Source organism: Salmonella sp. 5800, from assembly GCF_046558195.1.
Lineage (GTDB): Bacteria > Pseudomonadota > Gammaproteobacteria > Enterobacterales > Enterobacteriaceae > Salmonella > Salmonella enterica.
Genome location: NZ_JBGDOX010000008.1, coordinates 88,115 through 102,802 on the forward strand (window position 1 = coordinate 88,115; position 14,688 = coordinate 102,802).

Below are 14,688 nucleotides of genomic sequence, written 5' to 3' on the forward strand. Positions count from 1 at the left end.
CCATTAGCTATAGGCCGGATAAGTCGCTTTAGCGACGCCATCCGGCATTTCTGCTCTTACTCGTCCAGCAGCACCACTTTACCAACATACGGTAGATGGCGATAACGCTGGGCGTAGTCGATACCGTAACCGACTACAAATTCGTCCGGAATCGAAAAGCCAACGAACTCAACCGGCACGTCCACTTCGCGGCGAGACGGTTTATCCAGCAGCGTACAAATCGCCAGCGATTTCGGCTCGCGCAGGCCCAGGATTTCACGGACCTTCGACAGCGTATTACCGGAATCAATAATGTCTTCAACAATCAGCACGTCTTTACCGCGAATATCCTCATCCAGATCTTTGAGGATTTTCACGTCGCGGGTGGTGGACATGCCGCTACCATAGCTGGAGGCGGTCATAAAATCGACTTCATGAGGAACCTGAACTTCACGGCACAGGTCCGCCATAAACATAAATGAGCCACGCAACAGACCTACCAGCACCATTTCACTGCCGCTGTCTTTATAACGTTCGGTAATCTGACGACCCAGCTCGGCAATACGTGCTTTGATCTCCGCTTCGGGGATCATGACTTCAACAGTATGTTTCATATTTATAACCATATGATTTAAAAACAAATCACTCAATGCCGGTGACTAATAACGCCGCATTGACGCGCAAGGCACGCAGTATAACAGCAAACGTATTCATTCGCGGCATTTGATAAGAAAGCTCATTTTGTGATGACGATCACACATGTTAATTCCTATACTTAATTGCTACTAAAAAATTAACAATTTGGGATGGTGTCTTTTTATGGCAGAAAATAACGCACGATCGCCACGATTACTCGTGACGCTGACGGCCCTCTTTGCAGCACTTTGTGGGCTGTATCTTCTTATCGGAGGTGTCTGGCTGGTTGCTATTGGCGGTTCCTGGTACTACCCCATCGCGGGCCTCGTGATGCTGGTTGTGGCCGGATTGCTATGGCGCAGTAAACGTGCCGCGCTGTGGCTGTATGCCGCCCTGCTGCTGGCGACAATGATTTGGGGCGTGTGGGAAGTCGGGTTCGACTTCTGGGCGCTCACGCCACGTAGCGATATCCTGGTGTTTTTCGGCATCTGGCTAATATTGCCGTTTGTCTGGCATCGGCTGGTGGTTCCTTCCAGCGGCGCAGTAGCGGCACTGGTCGTGGCGCTGCTGATTAGCGGCGGCATTCTGACCTGGGCTGGCTTCAACGACCCGCAGGAGATCAACGGAACGCTTCGCGCCGACGCCACGCCCGTCGCAACAAGCTCGTCGATCGCCGACGAAGACTGGCCGGCCTATGGACGTAATCAGGAAGGCCAACGCTATTCGCCGCTGAAACAGATCACTGCGGATAACGTTCACCAACTGAAAGAAGCGTGGGTCTTCCGCACCGGCGATCTGAAACAACCCAACGATCCGGGCGAAATCACCAACGAAGTGACCCCGATTAAAGTCGGCGATACGCTTTATCTGTGTACAGCTCACCAGCGTCTGTTCGCGCTGGACGCCGCCAGCGGTAAAGAGAAGTGGCATTTTGATCCTCAGTTGAAGACCGATTCGTCTTTCCAGCATGTGACCTGCCGCGGCGTCTCTTATCATGAGGCCAAAGCGGATACCGCCTCGCCGGAGGTCATCGCCGACTGTCCGCGCCGCATTATCCTCCCGGTCAATGACGGTCGCCTTTTCGCGGTGAATGCCGAAACCGGCAAGCTGTGTGAAACCTTCGCCAACAAAGGCGTCCTGAATCTGCAAACCAATATGCCGGACACCACGCCGGGACTGTATGAACCGACGTCGCCGCCGATTATCACCGATAAAACGATTGTCATTGCCGGTTCGGTCACGGATAACTTCTCTACCCGCGAAACGTCCGGCGTTATCCGTGGTTTTGACGTTAATACCGGTAAGCTACTGTGGGCCTTCGATCCGGGGGCGAAAGATCCGAACGCGATTCCAGCCGATGAGCACGCTTTTACCTTTAACTCGCCGAACTCCTGGGCGCCTGCCGCCTATGATGCGAAACTGGATCTGGTCTATCTGCCGATGGGCGTGACCACGCCGGATATCTGGGGCGGTAACCGCACGCCGGAGCAGGAACGTTATGCCAGCTCCATCCTGGCGCTGAATGCCACCACCGGGAAACTGGCCTGGAGTTATCAGACCGTCCATCACGATCTGTGGGATATGGACCTGCCGGCACAGCCGACGCTGGCAGATATTACCGTTGACGGTACCACCGTTCCGGTTATCTATGCGCCAGCGAAAACCGGTAATATCTTTGTGCTCGACAGACGTAATGGCGAGCTGGTCGTGCCCGCTCCGGAAAAACCGGTCCCGCAGGGCGCGGCAAAAGGCGATTACGTCGCCAAAACTCAGCCGTTCTCTGATTTAACCTTCCGCCCGAAAAAAGATCTCTCCGGCGCGGATATGTGGGGCGCGACCATGTTCGACCAACTGGTGTGCCGCGTTATGTTCCACCAGTTGCGCTATGAAGGTATCTTCACCCCGCCGTCCGAGCAGGGGACATTGGTATTCCCTGGCAACCTGGGAATGTTTGAATGGGGCGGTATTTCCGTCGATCCAGACCGTCAGGTCGCTATCGCTAACCCGATGGCGCTGCCGTTTGTCTCGAAGCTGATCCCACGCGGCCCGGGTAATCCGATGGAGCCGCCGAAAGACGCGAAAGGTACCGGAACAGAAGCGGGTATTCAGCCACAGTACGGCGTACCGTTCGGCGTCACGCTGAATCCGTTCCTTTCGCCGTTTGGCCTGCCGTGTAAACAACCGGCCTGGGGCTATATTTCCGCGTTGGATCTGAAGACCAATGAAATCGTGTGGAAGAAACGTATAGGGACGCCGCGCGACAGTATGCCGTTCCCGATGCCGGTTCCGGTGCCGTTCAACATGGGGATGCCCATGCTCGGCGGGCCAATCTCAACCGCCGGTAACGTGCTGTTTATCGCCGCGACCGCCGACAACTACCTGCGCGCTTATAACATGAGCAACGGGGAAAAACTGTGGCAGGGACGTTTACCCGCCGGAGGCCAGGCAACGCCGATGACCTATGAGGTAAACGGTAAGCAGTACGTGGTCGTTTCTGCCGGAGGCCACGGTTCGTTTGGTACGAAGATGGGCGACTATATCGTGGCCTATGCTTTGCCTGACGACGCGAAATAACCATTAATGCCCGGCGTATGCCGGGCATTGTGCCGGGTGACGGCTTCGCCTTACCCGGCCTGCGTCACAGACAGCGATTAGACCGTAAATCCTAACATCATCCCCGTATCTTCATGTTCTAACAGATGACAGTGCGCCATATAGGCATGTTCCTTCGGCGCGTCGTGATCGAACTTGACCAGCACTTCGCTGATACCGCCCTCAACGCGTACCGTATCCTTCCAGCCCGTTCTGTGCGCCGCTGGCGCTTTGCCGTTCTCTGACAGAATACGGAACTGCGTGCCGTGAATATGGAAAGGATGCAGCATCATATCGCCCACGCCGGAAATCACCCAACGTTCATGTCGGCCTTTTTGCGCCGCGAACATCGGTTTGTTCATATCGAAGACCTGGCCGTTGATAAAGTTAGCGTTATGGAAGTCGAATTTTCCGCCATGATTCATATTGCCCATCGCGCCATGATTCATCCCGCTGTGATCCATATTGCCATGATCCATTTCGCCATGCCCCATATTGCCGCCCTGCATATGCGCGTTCATGCTGTCATGATCCATGCCGCTCATCGCCTGAGCGCCATATTTCTTCATCAGCATTTGCATCCCCATCATATCAAGGCGCGGGTCCATCGACAGTTTCAGGTTGCGCACCGTCAGCCCTTCCAGCGACGGCAGCGCCGGCATCGTCGTCAACGTATCCGGCAGCGTACCGGAGGCGGTAATCCGCAGCGGCTGGATACGCATCACCGGATGCGGTTTATCAAACGGAGCGATCGCCATTCCCATCTGGCTGACCGGCAGGGTCACCAGATCAAAGGCTTTCCCGTCGCTGATATCCACCAGCACTTCAAAACGCTCGCCCATTAATAACGGCAGTTCGGTGACTTTCACCGGCTCCGCCAGCAGGCCGCCGTCGCTGGCGATCACATAAAGCGGGCGATTATCGCTGGCGGCGATATTCAGCGAACGCGCATTACAGCCATTTAGCAAGCGCAGACGTAGCCAGCCTTTCGGCGCGGAATGCTGCGGATAGATAGCGCCATTGGTCAGCAGCGTATCGCCAAACCAGCCGACGGCGGCGGTCATAATATCCAGTTGATAATCAATCTGGCCATCGGCGGAGAAACGTTTGTCCTGAATGATCACCGGCACATCGTCGATGCCCCACTGTTTCGGCAGGCGCAATTTGCGAATCTCGTCATCTTCAATCAGCACCAGTCCGGCAAGGCCCATCGCCACCTGGCGCCCGGTTTTGCCGTGTTTGTGCGGATGAATCCAGCAGGTCGCGGCGCGTTGCTCCGGCGTAAACGTCACCGTGCGGGTTCCGCCTGCGGGAATAATCCCCTGCGGGCCGCCGTCGACGATGCCCGGAATCTCCAGACCATGCCAGTGAAGCGTCGTGTCTTCGGCCAGTTGGTTATGGATATCAACGGTCACGCTTTTTCCTTTGTGAAGCTGTACCGCTGGCCCCAGCAAATTACCGTTGTAGCCCCAGGTTGTCGCGTTCTTACCGGCGAATGTGGACTGTCCGGCTTTAACAATTAACTGCATACGGTTGCTCGCATCTGCCGTTAACAGGTCAGGAATAGGCAACGCGGGACGTTCGGCGGCAAAAGCGGCGCGGCTCCACAGCGGCAGCGCTGATGCAACCCCCAGCGCCACTGAATATTTTAAGAAATCACGGCGTAACATAATCATTTCCTTATAATGAACAGGCGGGTGTCTAAGCTTAGACCCTGCCCTAACGGGAAGGTCAAGCCAGCAACACGTCTTTACCATTCCTGACAGCAATACAATAAGAATGAAAACGCCGCGACCAATCCTGATAATAAAAGTCGTCGCTACGTTCTCAGTATGCTAACGTTGACTTTCCCTGATGCCGTGGTAGAAGCAATGAAGACGTTTTTCAGACCCGTGTTGTTTGGCAGCCTGATGGCCTTATGCGCAAATAGCTATGCGCTTACTGAATCCGAAGCTGAAGATATGGCCGATTTAACGGCGGTTTTCGTTTTTCTGAAAAATGACTGTGGTTACCAAAATTTACCCAACAGTCAGATTCGCCGTGCGCTGGTCTTTTTTGCCCAGCAGAATCAGTGGGACCTGAGTAACTACGACACCTTCGATATGAAATCGTTGGGCGAAGACAGCTACCGCGATCTTAGCGGCATCGGTATTCCGGTCGCTAAAAAATGCAAAGCTCTGGCCCGCGATTCTCTGAGCCTGTTAGCCTACGTTAAATAATCCTCCGCGATCCTATTGCTGAAATAATGACCGTGCATCCACGGTCATTGTTAGCTATGATGTTGCGCCCTTTTTTTACGGGTGTTAACAATGGAGGTATCAGCCAATGGCCGAAAATACGATGTGGCATGAAACGCTACACGACCAGTTTGGTCAATACTTTGCCGTAGACAACGTTCTGTATCATGAAAAAACCGATCACCAGGATTTAATCATCTTTGAAAACGCCGCTTTTGGCCGCGTGATGGCGCTGGACGGCGTGGTACAGACCACCGAACGCGACGAGTTTATTTATCATGAAATGATGACCCACGTCCCGCTGCTGGCGCACGGTCATGCGAAACACGTTCTGATTATCGGCGGCGGCGACGGCGCAATGCTACGTGAAGTTACCCGGCATAAAAACGTCGAAACCATCACCATGGTGGAGATCGACGCTGGCGTAGTCTCGTTTTGCCGCCAGTATTTACCCAACCACAATGCCGGCAGCTACGACGATCCGCGCTTTACGCTGGTGATCGACGACGGCGTGAATTTCGTCAATCAGACCCATCAGACCTTTGATGTGATCATTTCCGACTGTACCGATCCGATAGGCCCCGGCGAAAGCCTGTTTACCTCCGCCTTTTATGAAGGCTGTAAGCGTTGCCTGAATCCGGGCGGCATTTTTGTCGCCCAGAACGGCGTGTGCTTCCTGCAACAGGATGAAGCGCTCGACAGCCACCGCAAGCTGAGTCATTACTTCAGCGATGTCGGCTTCTACCAGGCGGCGATTCCGACCTATTACGGCGGCATTATGACCTTCGCCTGGGCGACGGACAACGGCGCTCTTCGTCACCTGTCGAGCGAAATTATTCAGGCGCGTTTTCATGCCGCCGGCCTTAAATGTCGCTATTACAACCCGGCTATTCATGCCGCTGCATTTGCGCTACCGCAATATCTACATGACGCACTGTCCGCACAGTGATGTTAAGGAGGTGATAAAAATTGAAAAAGCTGAAACTGCATGGCTTTAACAATCTGACGAAAAGCCTGAGTTTTTGTATTTACGATATCTGCTACGCCAAAACCGCAGAAGAGCGCGATGGCTATATCGCCTATATCGATGAACTCTATAACGCCAACCGACTGACCGAGATCCTGTCGGAGACCTGCTCCATTATCGGCGCGAACATCCTGAACATCGCCCGTCAGGATTATGAACCCCAGGGCGCCAGCGTCACGATTCTGGTGAGCGAAGAGCCGATCGACCCGAAACTTATCGATCAAACCGAACATCCCGGCCCGCTGCCGGAAACCGTGGTGGCGCACCTCGATAAGAGCCATATCTGCGTGCATACCTATCCGGAAAGCCATCCGGAAGGCGGGCTTTGTACCTTTCGCGCCGACATCGAAGTGTCAACCTGCGGGGTGATTTCACCGCTAAAAGCGCTCAATTACCTGATCCACCAGCTAGAGTCCGATATTGTCACCATCGATTACCGCGTGCGCGGCTTTACGCGCGACGTCAACGGTATGAAGCACTTTATCGATCATGAGATTAATTCTATTCAGAATTTTATGTCGGAAGATATGAAGTCGCTGTATGACATGGTGGATGTAAACGTGTATCAGGAAAATATTTTCCATACCAAGATGCTGCTTAAAGAGTTCGATCTTAAGCACTACATGTTTCACACCAAACCGGAAGATCTCACTGAAACCGAACGCCAGGAGATCACCGCCGCGCTGTGGAAAGAGATGCGCGAGATTTACTACGGCCGCAATATTTCTGCGGTCTGATTCACCACTGGCAGCGCCTGACGGCGCTGTCACTCCGGCTGCACCAGCGTTAGCGCAAAAGCGCGCCCTTTCAGTTCAACCTGCGCTGACGGCGGCAGATTGACGTCGGTAATCACGTCATTAAAGCGCTCAAGCGGTACCACATTAAAGAGCGAATGCGCGCCATACTTACTGCTGTCCGCCAGTAACACTTTGCGCTGCGCATTAGCAATAATCTCCTGTTTAAGCCCGGCCTTATCTTCCGTTGGGGTCGTCACGCCCGTTTTTACCCCCCATGAATTACAGCTCATAAACGCGATGTTCGGATACACGCTGCGCAACAGCTTACGCCCATGCTCACCGATACAGGACTGACTGCTGTCATCGATACGACCGCCGACAATCGTCACTTCAATTTGCCGGAACTCAGCTAAAAACAGCGCAATATGCAGATCGACGGTGATGACCCGCAGCGGAAGATGGGTTAAGCATTTCGCCAGCTCCATCATTGTCGTACCGGCATCCAGCACGACGGCATCGCCAGCATTCACCAGCGATGCGGCAACGCGTGCGATCGCCCGTTTTTCAGCGGGCGATCGCAGTTGTTTTTCATTGGTGGTGGGCTGGGCGGGTTCAAAACGCCGCAGCGCCACGCCGCCATGACTACGGCTGATCACGCCCTGCTCATCCAGCTTGATCAAATCGCGACGGATAGTGGCTGGCGATGCGTCAACCGCCTCAACCAGCTGTTCTACCGTAACCAGCGTATGGTTTTTCAGATACGCCACAATGAGATCCAGACGGTGTTGTCCTTTCATAACAGGGAATTATGCCAGTTGCATTGCCAGTTTGATCGATACGGCCATGCTCTCAGATTTTGCTTTTCCCGTCCAGGCGATATCAAATGCGGTGCCATGATCGGCAGAGGTCCGAATAAACGGCAGCCCCGCGGTGATATTCACGCCATCATAAAAGCCAAGCAATTTCAACGGGATATGTCCCTGATCATGATACATCGCCACCACCATATCATACTGTCCCTCATAAGCCTGGAGAAATACAGTATCCGGCGGGCACGGCCCATAAACGTCCATACCTTTTGCGCGGGCATCGGTAATGGCTGGCGTCAGGATACGCGTCTCTTCATCGCCAAACAGGCCATTCTCGCCCGCATGAGGATTCACGCCTGCCACGGCGATACGCGGTTTAACGTAACCCACACGCTTGAGGAAAGTATCAGCAATACCAATCACCGTTTCGACACGCGTGGTACTTAACGTATCAAGGAATTTACGCAGCGCGATATGCGTTGAAACGTGAATCACTTTTAGTTTATCGGTGTAAAGTACCATCGCGTAATCGCGGCTATGGGTCAGGGTCGCGAGCAGCTCGGTATGGCCCGGATAGTTGTGCCCCGCCAGGTGCAGCGCCTCTTTATTCAGCGGCGCGGTAGCGATAGCCTGTACGTCGCCCCGTAACGCTAACTCGGTGGCGCGCTTCACGCAGCGATACGCTAAATCCCCCGCCTGCGCCTGAACTTTCCCGGCCTCCAGCGCCTCCGGCTGCGCCAGCGGCTCATCAATCACATGAATGATTCCGGGCGCAAAACGCGCTTCGGCGACCCGTTCAATGGCCCGTAACTCGACGTTCGGCGTGATGCCCTTCGCCTGTAAACGTTTCAACGTTGCGAGGCATCCAATAACCACCAGCGGCGCGCCGTTGAGACCGTCTTCGCTTAGCGCTTTAACAATAATTTCCGGCCCAATGCCCGCTGGATCGCCCATGGTAATGGCAACGGTTTTAGTCTCCACAATACATCTCCTCAATATAATAAAGCGCGTCACACAACGTACTGTCTGAACCGAATCCGCCCGCTTTGGTAATGACCGGCAGATCGTCAATTTCGCTGTTTACAAACGTTCCACAGGGAATACAGGGCGCCACCTCGCTCTGAATGCGATAACCTTCAGCGCCAAGCGCGCCGGCGACGGCGGTAGCGATATCGCCGCCGGTCAGAAACAGCCCGCCAATCCGCGCCTGCTCGATAATGTTTAACGTGACGACGCCAAGCCGCTGGCTCAGTCGCTCGCCCAATTGCTGACGGCTCATCGCGGATTTTTCGCACAGCGCGTCGATTAACTGTCGATCTTCTGCGCGACGGCTGGTGCGTAAAATCGTATGTCGATGCTGACTTAACAGCGCGCAGGCCTGCTCTACGACAGACGCGATTTCCTGTTCCGCGCTATCCGACACCATGCGCGCGGCATCAATATCCACGACCTCCGCACGTCCCCGGCACAGCGCATTATCCACCTGACGTCGCGTGGCTTCGCTCATCGAACCGGCCACCACCAGCACCGGCAGCCGCTGCCGGTCTTGCATAAAAAGTTCAACCGGCAACGCATTCGCCAGACCAGCTGCGCCGACGAGCAGCGGCATCGACGGTTGTTCGCACGCCGCTTGCGCAATCAACGTCAGGTCCCGCTCTTCCACCGCATCCACGACGATAATCCCTTCGCCCTCAGCCGCATAAGCCGTAAGTAAGGCGCTTAACCCACCGCGTCGGACATCCTGCAAAAAGACTTCATACACAGGGATCTCACTTTGCAACGCCACTATCTCGGCAATGCGGGAAGAGACAATGGGCGTTTTCGGATCGCTGGCAAATTCGGTTTCCAGTAGCGGGACGCCATTAACCAGACATTTTCCTTCAAGCGTCGTGCGTCCGGCCGCAGGGATCGCGGCGGCGATAACGGCCAGTTTTCGCTGACTGGCGCGCATGGCCGCCGTCACTTCGGCGCCGATATTGCCGCGAAATGTGGAGTCGATTTTTTTGTACACCAGCGGCGCTGGCGATGTCTCACACCACGGGGAAAGCGCGGCATAAACAGCAGATGCCGCCTGATCTGCGGGCATCGCCCGGCTTTCGGTGTTAATGACTAACACATCGGCGCGGCGGGACGGTTTTTGCGACGCGCTCAACATGACTTCCGTTCTCGCCCCCTTCTTCGCCAACTGGACGCCGGTATCATTCGATCCGGTAAAATCGTCGGCGATAACTATCATTTTCATGCATTTTTCTCCAAAGAAGCCTGACGCGCCTGTTTTTTCGCAACCCAGGAGGTCAACACTGGCGTCAAGATTGCCGTGGTGATCACCGAGGCGGCAATCAGCGGAGCGGCAGCAGCGGCCACCTCGGCGAGCGAAGGGTCGGCCTGCGCAATAGCCAGCGGCGTCGCAACGGCATTACCCGCGGTGCTGGAGGCCGCCGCCCCGGCAATGCCAGTTCCGCCAACCAGACGATCTGCGCGAATATTAAAAAAACCGCCAACGAACGTTGTCAGCACGCCGAGCAGAATTCCGGCAAGTCCGCCTTGCAGTAACATTTCCAGGTTGATGCCCGCCCCCAGCGCAAAAGCAAAGAAAGGAATGAGCAGCGGGCCGCCTTTGGTCAAAAAATCGCGCATATGAGGATCAAGATTGCCGAGGATCATGCCGACAACCAGCGGAACCAGCACCGCCACCAGCGCCATAATGGGAATGTTCGCCATCCCTGCCGCGCCCAGCGCAATCATCGTAAAGAAAGGGCCATCATTAAGAGACAAAATAGAGATAGCGCCGACGTCGCGCTCATTGCCGAATTCGCCTACCAACGCAGCATAAAGTCCGCCATTCGAATTGCTCATCGCCGCGATAATCGCCACGCCGCTCAGGCCAAAAATACCCTCCGCGCCGAAAAGATGCTCCACGCCCAGGCCAATCCCGATGGCGACAAGCAACTTAGTGAGCGTAATCGTCCCGCCCTGCAATAACGCCTGGGGCGCGGCTTTCACACTGATACCGGCTCCCATACACAGCAGAAAAGCGCCAATCAGCGGCGCCGCGCCGTTTTTAAATAAGGCGGTGGTAAAACCGCCGATCTCAAGCGCCTGTGGAGCGAAGGTGTTAATGACTGCGCCAATAACGAGCGGTACGACCATCATGCCGCCGGGTACGCGCTCTATTGCTTTTTTGATGTTCATGGTCTTACCGCCTGTTGCTTGTTGTGATTGAATAAAATCACAACGATTATATTCAATCAAATTAAGATCACAAACGCGTCAGATCACAGTTTTAAAATGATTAATAAAAATCAAAAAATCATTCTGCAATAAAAAAGCCGGGATACTCCCGGCTGGAATGTGTGGTGATTTCGTTTCCACTACCGCCCCCAACTGTCCGTCGACTGGCGTTACGGGACAATAACGAAGAGAGGGTCAGGCTTTACTGACGAATTCCCGATACGCGGCGACGACCCGTAGAAAATCCTCCATGCCGCACAGGGATAAACTCTCTTCATCGTAATAACTCATCCCCTCTTCCATCTCATCGCCGGAAAAATCCAGCTGATTGGCGCGAATCATCACCTCTTCGCCATCCATCCAGATCGTGTATTCATGCCCTGCTCGTTGCCAGGAGCGTTCGCTGCCTTTGACCGTACGCGCGGCTTGTTCTACTTCATCCAGTAGCGATAGGTTGTCTTTAACCTCTTCATTAAACCAGTGACCGACCACCTCGTGGCCCATCGACATTCGTACTTTTACCCCTCCGGTAACGTCGCGCAGAAATTCGTAATCCATAATGTGTTCCTCTGCAAAGCCCTTACAGTCATTATCGCAGCAGCGGAGAAGAAAAAAAGCGGGAACAGCAGGCGGAATGAAAATAAAAACCCACCGCAGTTGCGATGGGTTTTGTAGGCCCGGTAAGCGTAGCCGCCACCGGGCAATAAGAGGCGTAGGCATGGTAAGCCTGACGCCGTCAGGCAAATTACACCGCAGTCTGGAAAATCACGCCGTCCGCTTTCTCAGTGTACTGAGAGAGCTGGTCGAAGTTCAGGTAACGGTAGGTATCCACCGCCGTCTTATCTACCTGCGCCACAAAGGTCTGGTACTCTTCCGGCGTTGGCAGTTTGCCGATAAGCGCTGCAACCGCCGCCAGCTCCGCAGAAGCCAGGAAGACGTTCGCACCGGTACCTAAACGGTTCGGGAAGTTACGGGTGGAAGTGGAAACCACCGTTGCACCGTCGGCCACACGCGCCTGGTTACCCATACACAGGGAACAGCCCGGGATCTCGATACGCGCCCCGCTCTTACCAAACACGCTGTAGTAGCCTTCTTCGGTGAGCTGCGCGGCGTCCATACGGGTTGGCGGCGCTACCCACAGGCGGGTTGGCAACTGGCCTTTGTGGTTATCCAGCAGCTTACCAGCCGCGCGGAAGTGGCCGATGTTGGTCATGCAGGAACCGATAAACACTTCGTCGATCTTCTCGCCCTGCACGTCAGACAGCAGACGCGCGTCGTCCGGATCGTTCGGCGCACAGAGGATTGGCTCTTTGATATCCGCCAGATCGATGTCGATCACCGCTGCGTATTCCGCGTCAGCATCGGCTTCCAGCAGTTGCGGATCCGCCAGCCATTTTTCCATGCCCTGGATACGGCGTTCCAGCGTACGACGGTCGCCGTAGCCTTCCGCAATCATCCACTTCAGCAGGACGATGTTGGAGGTCAGGTATTCAATGATCGGCTCTTTGTTCAGCTTGATGGTACAACCCGCAGCGGAACGCTCAGCGGACGCATCGGTCAGCTCAAACGCCTGCTCCACTTTCAGATCCGGCAGACCTTCGATTTCCAGGATGCGGCCAGAGAAGATATTTTTCTTCCCTTTCTTCTCAACGGTCAGCAGGCCCTGTTTGATGGCGTACAGCGGGATGGCGTGTACCAGATCGCGCAGGGTGATGCCCGGCTGCATTTTGCCTTTGAAGCGCACCAGCACGGATTCCGGCATATCCAGCGGCATCACGCCGGTCGCGGCGGCAAACGCCACCAGACCAGAGCCCGCCGGGAAAGAGATACCAATCGGGAAACGGGTATGGGAGTCACCGCCGGTACCCACGGTATCTGGCAGCAGCATACGGTTCAGCCAGGAGTGGATCACGCCGTCGCCCGGACGCAGGGAGACACCGCCGCGGTTCATAATGAAGTCTGGCAGCGTGTGGTGCGTGGTGACGTCAACCGGCTTCGGATAGGCTGCGGTGTGACAGAACGACTGCATGACCAGATCGGCGGAGAATCCCAGACAGGCCAGGTCTTTCAGCTCATCGCGGGTCATCGGGCCAGTAGTATCCTGAGAACCGACGGAGGTCATTTTCGGTTCGCAGTACGCGCCCGGACGAATGCCTTTCACGCCGCAGGCGCGACCGACCATTTTCTGCGCCAGAGAGAAGCCACGGCTGCTTTCCGCCACGTCTTTCGCCTGACGGAAAACATCAGAGTGCGGCAGACCCAGCGCTTCACGCGCTTTGGTGGTCAGGCCACGGCCGATAATCAGCGGGATACGACCACCGGCACGCACTTCGTCGATCAGCACGTCGGTTTTCAGTTCGAAGGTTGCCAGCAGCTCATCGGTTTCATGATTACGCACTTCGCCTTTGTACGGGTAGACGTCAATCACATCGCCCATATTCAGGTTAGAAACGTCAACTTCAATCGGCAGCGCGCCCGCATCTTCCATAGTGTTAAAGAAGATAGGCGCAATTTTGCCGCCGAGGCACAGGCCGCCGCCGCGCTTATTCGGCACGTTCGGGATGTCATCGCCCATGAACCACAGCACGGAGTTGGTCGCGGATTTACGGGAAGAACCGGTGCCCACCACGTCACCCACGTAAGCCAGCGGGTAGCCTTTTTTCTGCAATGCTTCGATTTGTTTGATCGGGCCGACAACGCCTGGCTGATCCGGCTCAATGCCTTCACGGGCGTTTTTCAGCATCGCCTGCGCATGTAACGGGATATCCGGTCTCGACCACGCATCCGGCGCCGGAGAAAGATCGTCGGTATTCGTTTCGCCGGTCACTTTGAAAACGGTGACAGTGATTTTTTCCGCCAGCGGCGGACGGCTCAGGAACCATTCGGCGTCGGCCCAGGATTGCATCACCTGTTTGGCGTATTCATTGCCCGCTTTGGCTTTCTCTTCTACGTCGTAGAAGTTATCGAACATCAGCAGGGTGTGAGACAGCGCTTTGGCAGCAATCGGCGCCAGTTTCGCATCGTCCAGCGCATCAATCAGCGGATGAATGTTGTAACCACCCTGCATGGTGCCCAGCAGTTCAATGGCTTTTTCTGGGGAGACCAGCGGGGAGGTGGTGTCGCCTTTCGCGACAGCAGCGAGAAAACCGGCTTTAACATAAGCGGCTTCATCTACGCCAGGAGGAACGCGGTTGATCAACAGGTCTAACAGGAATTCTTCTTCGCCCACAGGCGGGGTCTTCAGCAGCTCGACAAGCGCAGCCATTTGGGTTGCGTCTAAAGGTTTCGGCACAATCCCCTGGACAGCACGCTCAGCTACGTGCTTACGGTATTCTTCTAGCACGACGATATCTCCTCGCTCTCATTGTCATAATGCGGCGCTTTTGTTGATGGGCGATTCTCTTCACGCTCCTGTGAGACAGTAGTTAGTAGGGTAAATG

At 55.1% G+C, this 14,688-nt stretch carries 12 protein-coding genes; 4 read left to right on the plus strand and 8 right to left on the minus strand.

What is annotated here, in order from left to right:
• Window positions 1-56 precede the first annotated feature (56 nt).
• On the minus strand, window positions 57-593 hold the full coding sequence (hpt, locus tag ACLJZ5_RS15735; RefSeq protein WP_000683342.1) for a hypoxanthine phosphoribosyltransferase: 537 nt from the start codon (window positions 591-593) through the stop codon (window positions 57-59).
• Window positions 594-798: 205 nt separating this feature from the next.
• Between hpt and ACLJZ5_RS15740 the strand changes: the two genes are divergently transcribed.
• Complete coding sequence (locus ACLJZ5_RS15740) at window positions 799-3,189, plus strand: glucose/quinate/shikimate family membrane-bound PQQ-dependent dehydrogenase (RefSeq protein ID WP_024157436.1); 2,391 nt, start codon at window positions 799-801, stop codon at window positions 3,187-3,189.
• A gap of 77 nt (window positions 3,190-3,266) precedes the next feature.
• Here ACLJZ5_RS15740 and cueO read toward each other — a convergent pair whose 3' ends face one another.
• Window positions 3,267-4,877, minus strand: coding sequence for a multicopper oxidase CueO (cueO, locus tag ACLJZ5_RS15745; RefSeq protein ID WP_000946047.1), 1,611 nt, complete (start codon window positions 4,875-4,877; stop codon window positions 3,267-3,269).
• A 201-nt stretch (window positions 4,878-5,078) separates the two neighbouring features.
• Here cueO and ACLJZ5_RS15750 point away from each other — a divergent pair, with 201 nt between their 5' ends.
• The 3 genes from ACLJZ5_RS15750 (at window position 5,079) to speD (ending at window position 7,208) form a co-directional block, all read left to right on the plus strand.
• The gene (locus ACLJZ5_RS15750; RefSeq protein ID WP_000846613.1) at window positions 5,079-5,426 is read left to right on the plus strand and encodes a YacC family pilotin-like protein; all 348 of its coding nucleotides are present in this window, start codon (window positions 5,079-5,081) and stop codon (window positions 5,424-5,426) included.
• A gap of 106 nt (window positions 5,427-5,532) precedes the next feature.
• Window positions 5,533-6,393: a polyamine aminopropyltransferase gene (gene speE / locus ACLJZ5_RS15755; RefSeq protein WP_000829973.1), complete on the plus strand. Its 861-nt coding sequence runs from the start codon at window positions 5,533-5,535 to the stop codon at window positions 6,391-6,393.
• 20 nt (window positions 6,394-6,413) lie between these two features.
• Window positions 6,414-7,208 carry an adenosylmethionine decarboxylase gene (gene speD / locus ACLJZ5_RS15760; protein WP_000734276.1) on the plus strand — a complete coding sequence of 265 codons (795 nt, stop codon included), beginning with the start codon at window positions 6,414-6,416 and terminating at the stop codon, window positions 7,206-7,208.
• A gap of 29 nt (window positions 7,209-7,237) precedes the next feature.
• On the opposite strand, the gene ACLJZ5_RS15765 is transcribed toward speD, so the two are convergent.
• From ACLJZ5_RS15765 to acnB, 6 genes are all read right to left on the minus strand, one after another.
• A complete protein-coding gene (locus tag ACLJZ5_RS15765; RefSeq protein WP_000678254.1) occupies window positions 7,238-8,005 on the minus strand; it encodes a DeoR/GlpR family DNA-binding transcription regulator in 768 nt (255 codons plus the stop codon).
• 9 nt (window positions 8,006-8,014) lie between these two features.
• Complete coding sequence (locus ACLJZ5_RS15770) at window positions 8,015-8,998, minus strand: D-threonate 4-phosphate dehydrogenase (protein ID WP_000448749.1); 984 nt, start codon at window positions 8,996-8,998, stop codon at window positions 8,015-8,017.
• Window positions 8,988-10,259 (minus strand): D-threonate kinase, encoded by a 1,272-nt coding sequence (dtnK, locus tag ACLJZ5_RS15775; RefSeq protein ID WP_000782192.1) that lies wholly within the window; start codon window positions 10,257-10,259, stop codon window positions 8,988-8,990. The genes ACLJZ5_RS15770 and dtnK overlap by 11 nt, the downstream gene beginning before the upstream one ends.
• The gene (locus ACLJZ5_RS15780) at window positions 10,256-11,209 is read right to left on the minus strand and encodes a 2-keto-3-deoxygluconate permease 1 (protein WP_001022089.1); all 954 of its coding nucleotides are present in this window, start codon (window positions 11,207-11,209) and stop codon (window positions 10,256-10,258) included. The genes dtnK and ACLJZ5_RS15780 overlap by 4 nt, the downstream gene beginning before the upstream one ends.
• 234 nt (window positions 11,210-11,443) lie before the next feature.
• Complete coding sequence (gene yacL, locus ACLJZ5_RS15785) at window positions 11,444-11,806, minus strand: protein YacL (protein WP_000384308.1); 363 nt, start codon at window positions 11,804-11,806, stop codon at window positions 11,444-11,446.
• 187 nt (window positions 11,807-11,993) lie between these two features.
• On the minus strand, window positions 11,994-14,591 hold the full coding sequence (acnB, locus tag ACLJZ5_RS15790; RefSeq protein ID WP_031617795.1) for a bifunctional aconitate hydratase 2/2-methylisocitrate dehydratase: 2,598 nt from the start codon (window positions 14,589-14,591) through the stop codon (window positions 11,994-11,996).
• Between the last annotated feature and the right edge of the window lie 97 nt (window positions 14,592-14,688).

Excerpts from the sequence above, each read along its gene's own strand:
- ACLJZ5_RS15750 (WP_000846613.1), top strand. The coding sequence starts at position 5,079 with ATGAAGACGTTTTTCAGACCCGTGTTGTTTGGCAGCCTGATGGCCTTA.
- ACLJZ5_RS15765 (WP_000678254.1), bottom strand. The coding sequence starts at position 8,005 with ATGAAAGGACAACACCGTCTGGATCTCATTGTGGCGTATCTGAAAAAC.
- cueO (WP_000946047.1), bottom strand. The coding sequence starts at position 4,877 with ATGTTACGCCGTGATTTCTTAAAATATTCAGTGGCGCTGGGGGTTGCA.
- speE (WP_000829973.1), top strand. The coding sequence starts at position 5,533 with ATGGCCGAAAATACGATGTGGCATGAAACGCTACACGACCAGTTTGGT.
- dtnK (WP_000782192.1), bottom strand. The coding sequence starts at position 10,259 with ATGAAAATGATAGTTATCGCCGACGATTTTACCGGATCGAATGATACC.
- hpt (WP_000683342.1), bottom strand. The coding sequence starts at position 593 with ATGAAACATACTGTTGAAGTCATGATCCCCGAAGCGGAGATCAAAGCA.
- ACLJZ5_RS15740 (WP_024157436.1), top strand. The coding sequence starts at position 799 with ATGGCAGAAAATAACGCACGATCGCCACGATTACTCGTGACGCTGACG.
- ACLJZ5_RS15780 (WP_001022089.1), bottom strand. The coding sequence starts at position 11,209 with ATGAACATCAAAAAAGCAATAGAGCGCGTACCCGGCGGCATGATGGTC.
- yacL (WP_000384308.1), bottom strand. The coding sequence starts at position 11,806 with ATGGATTACGAATTTCTGCGCGACGTTACCGGAGGGGTAAAAGTACGA.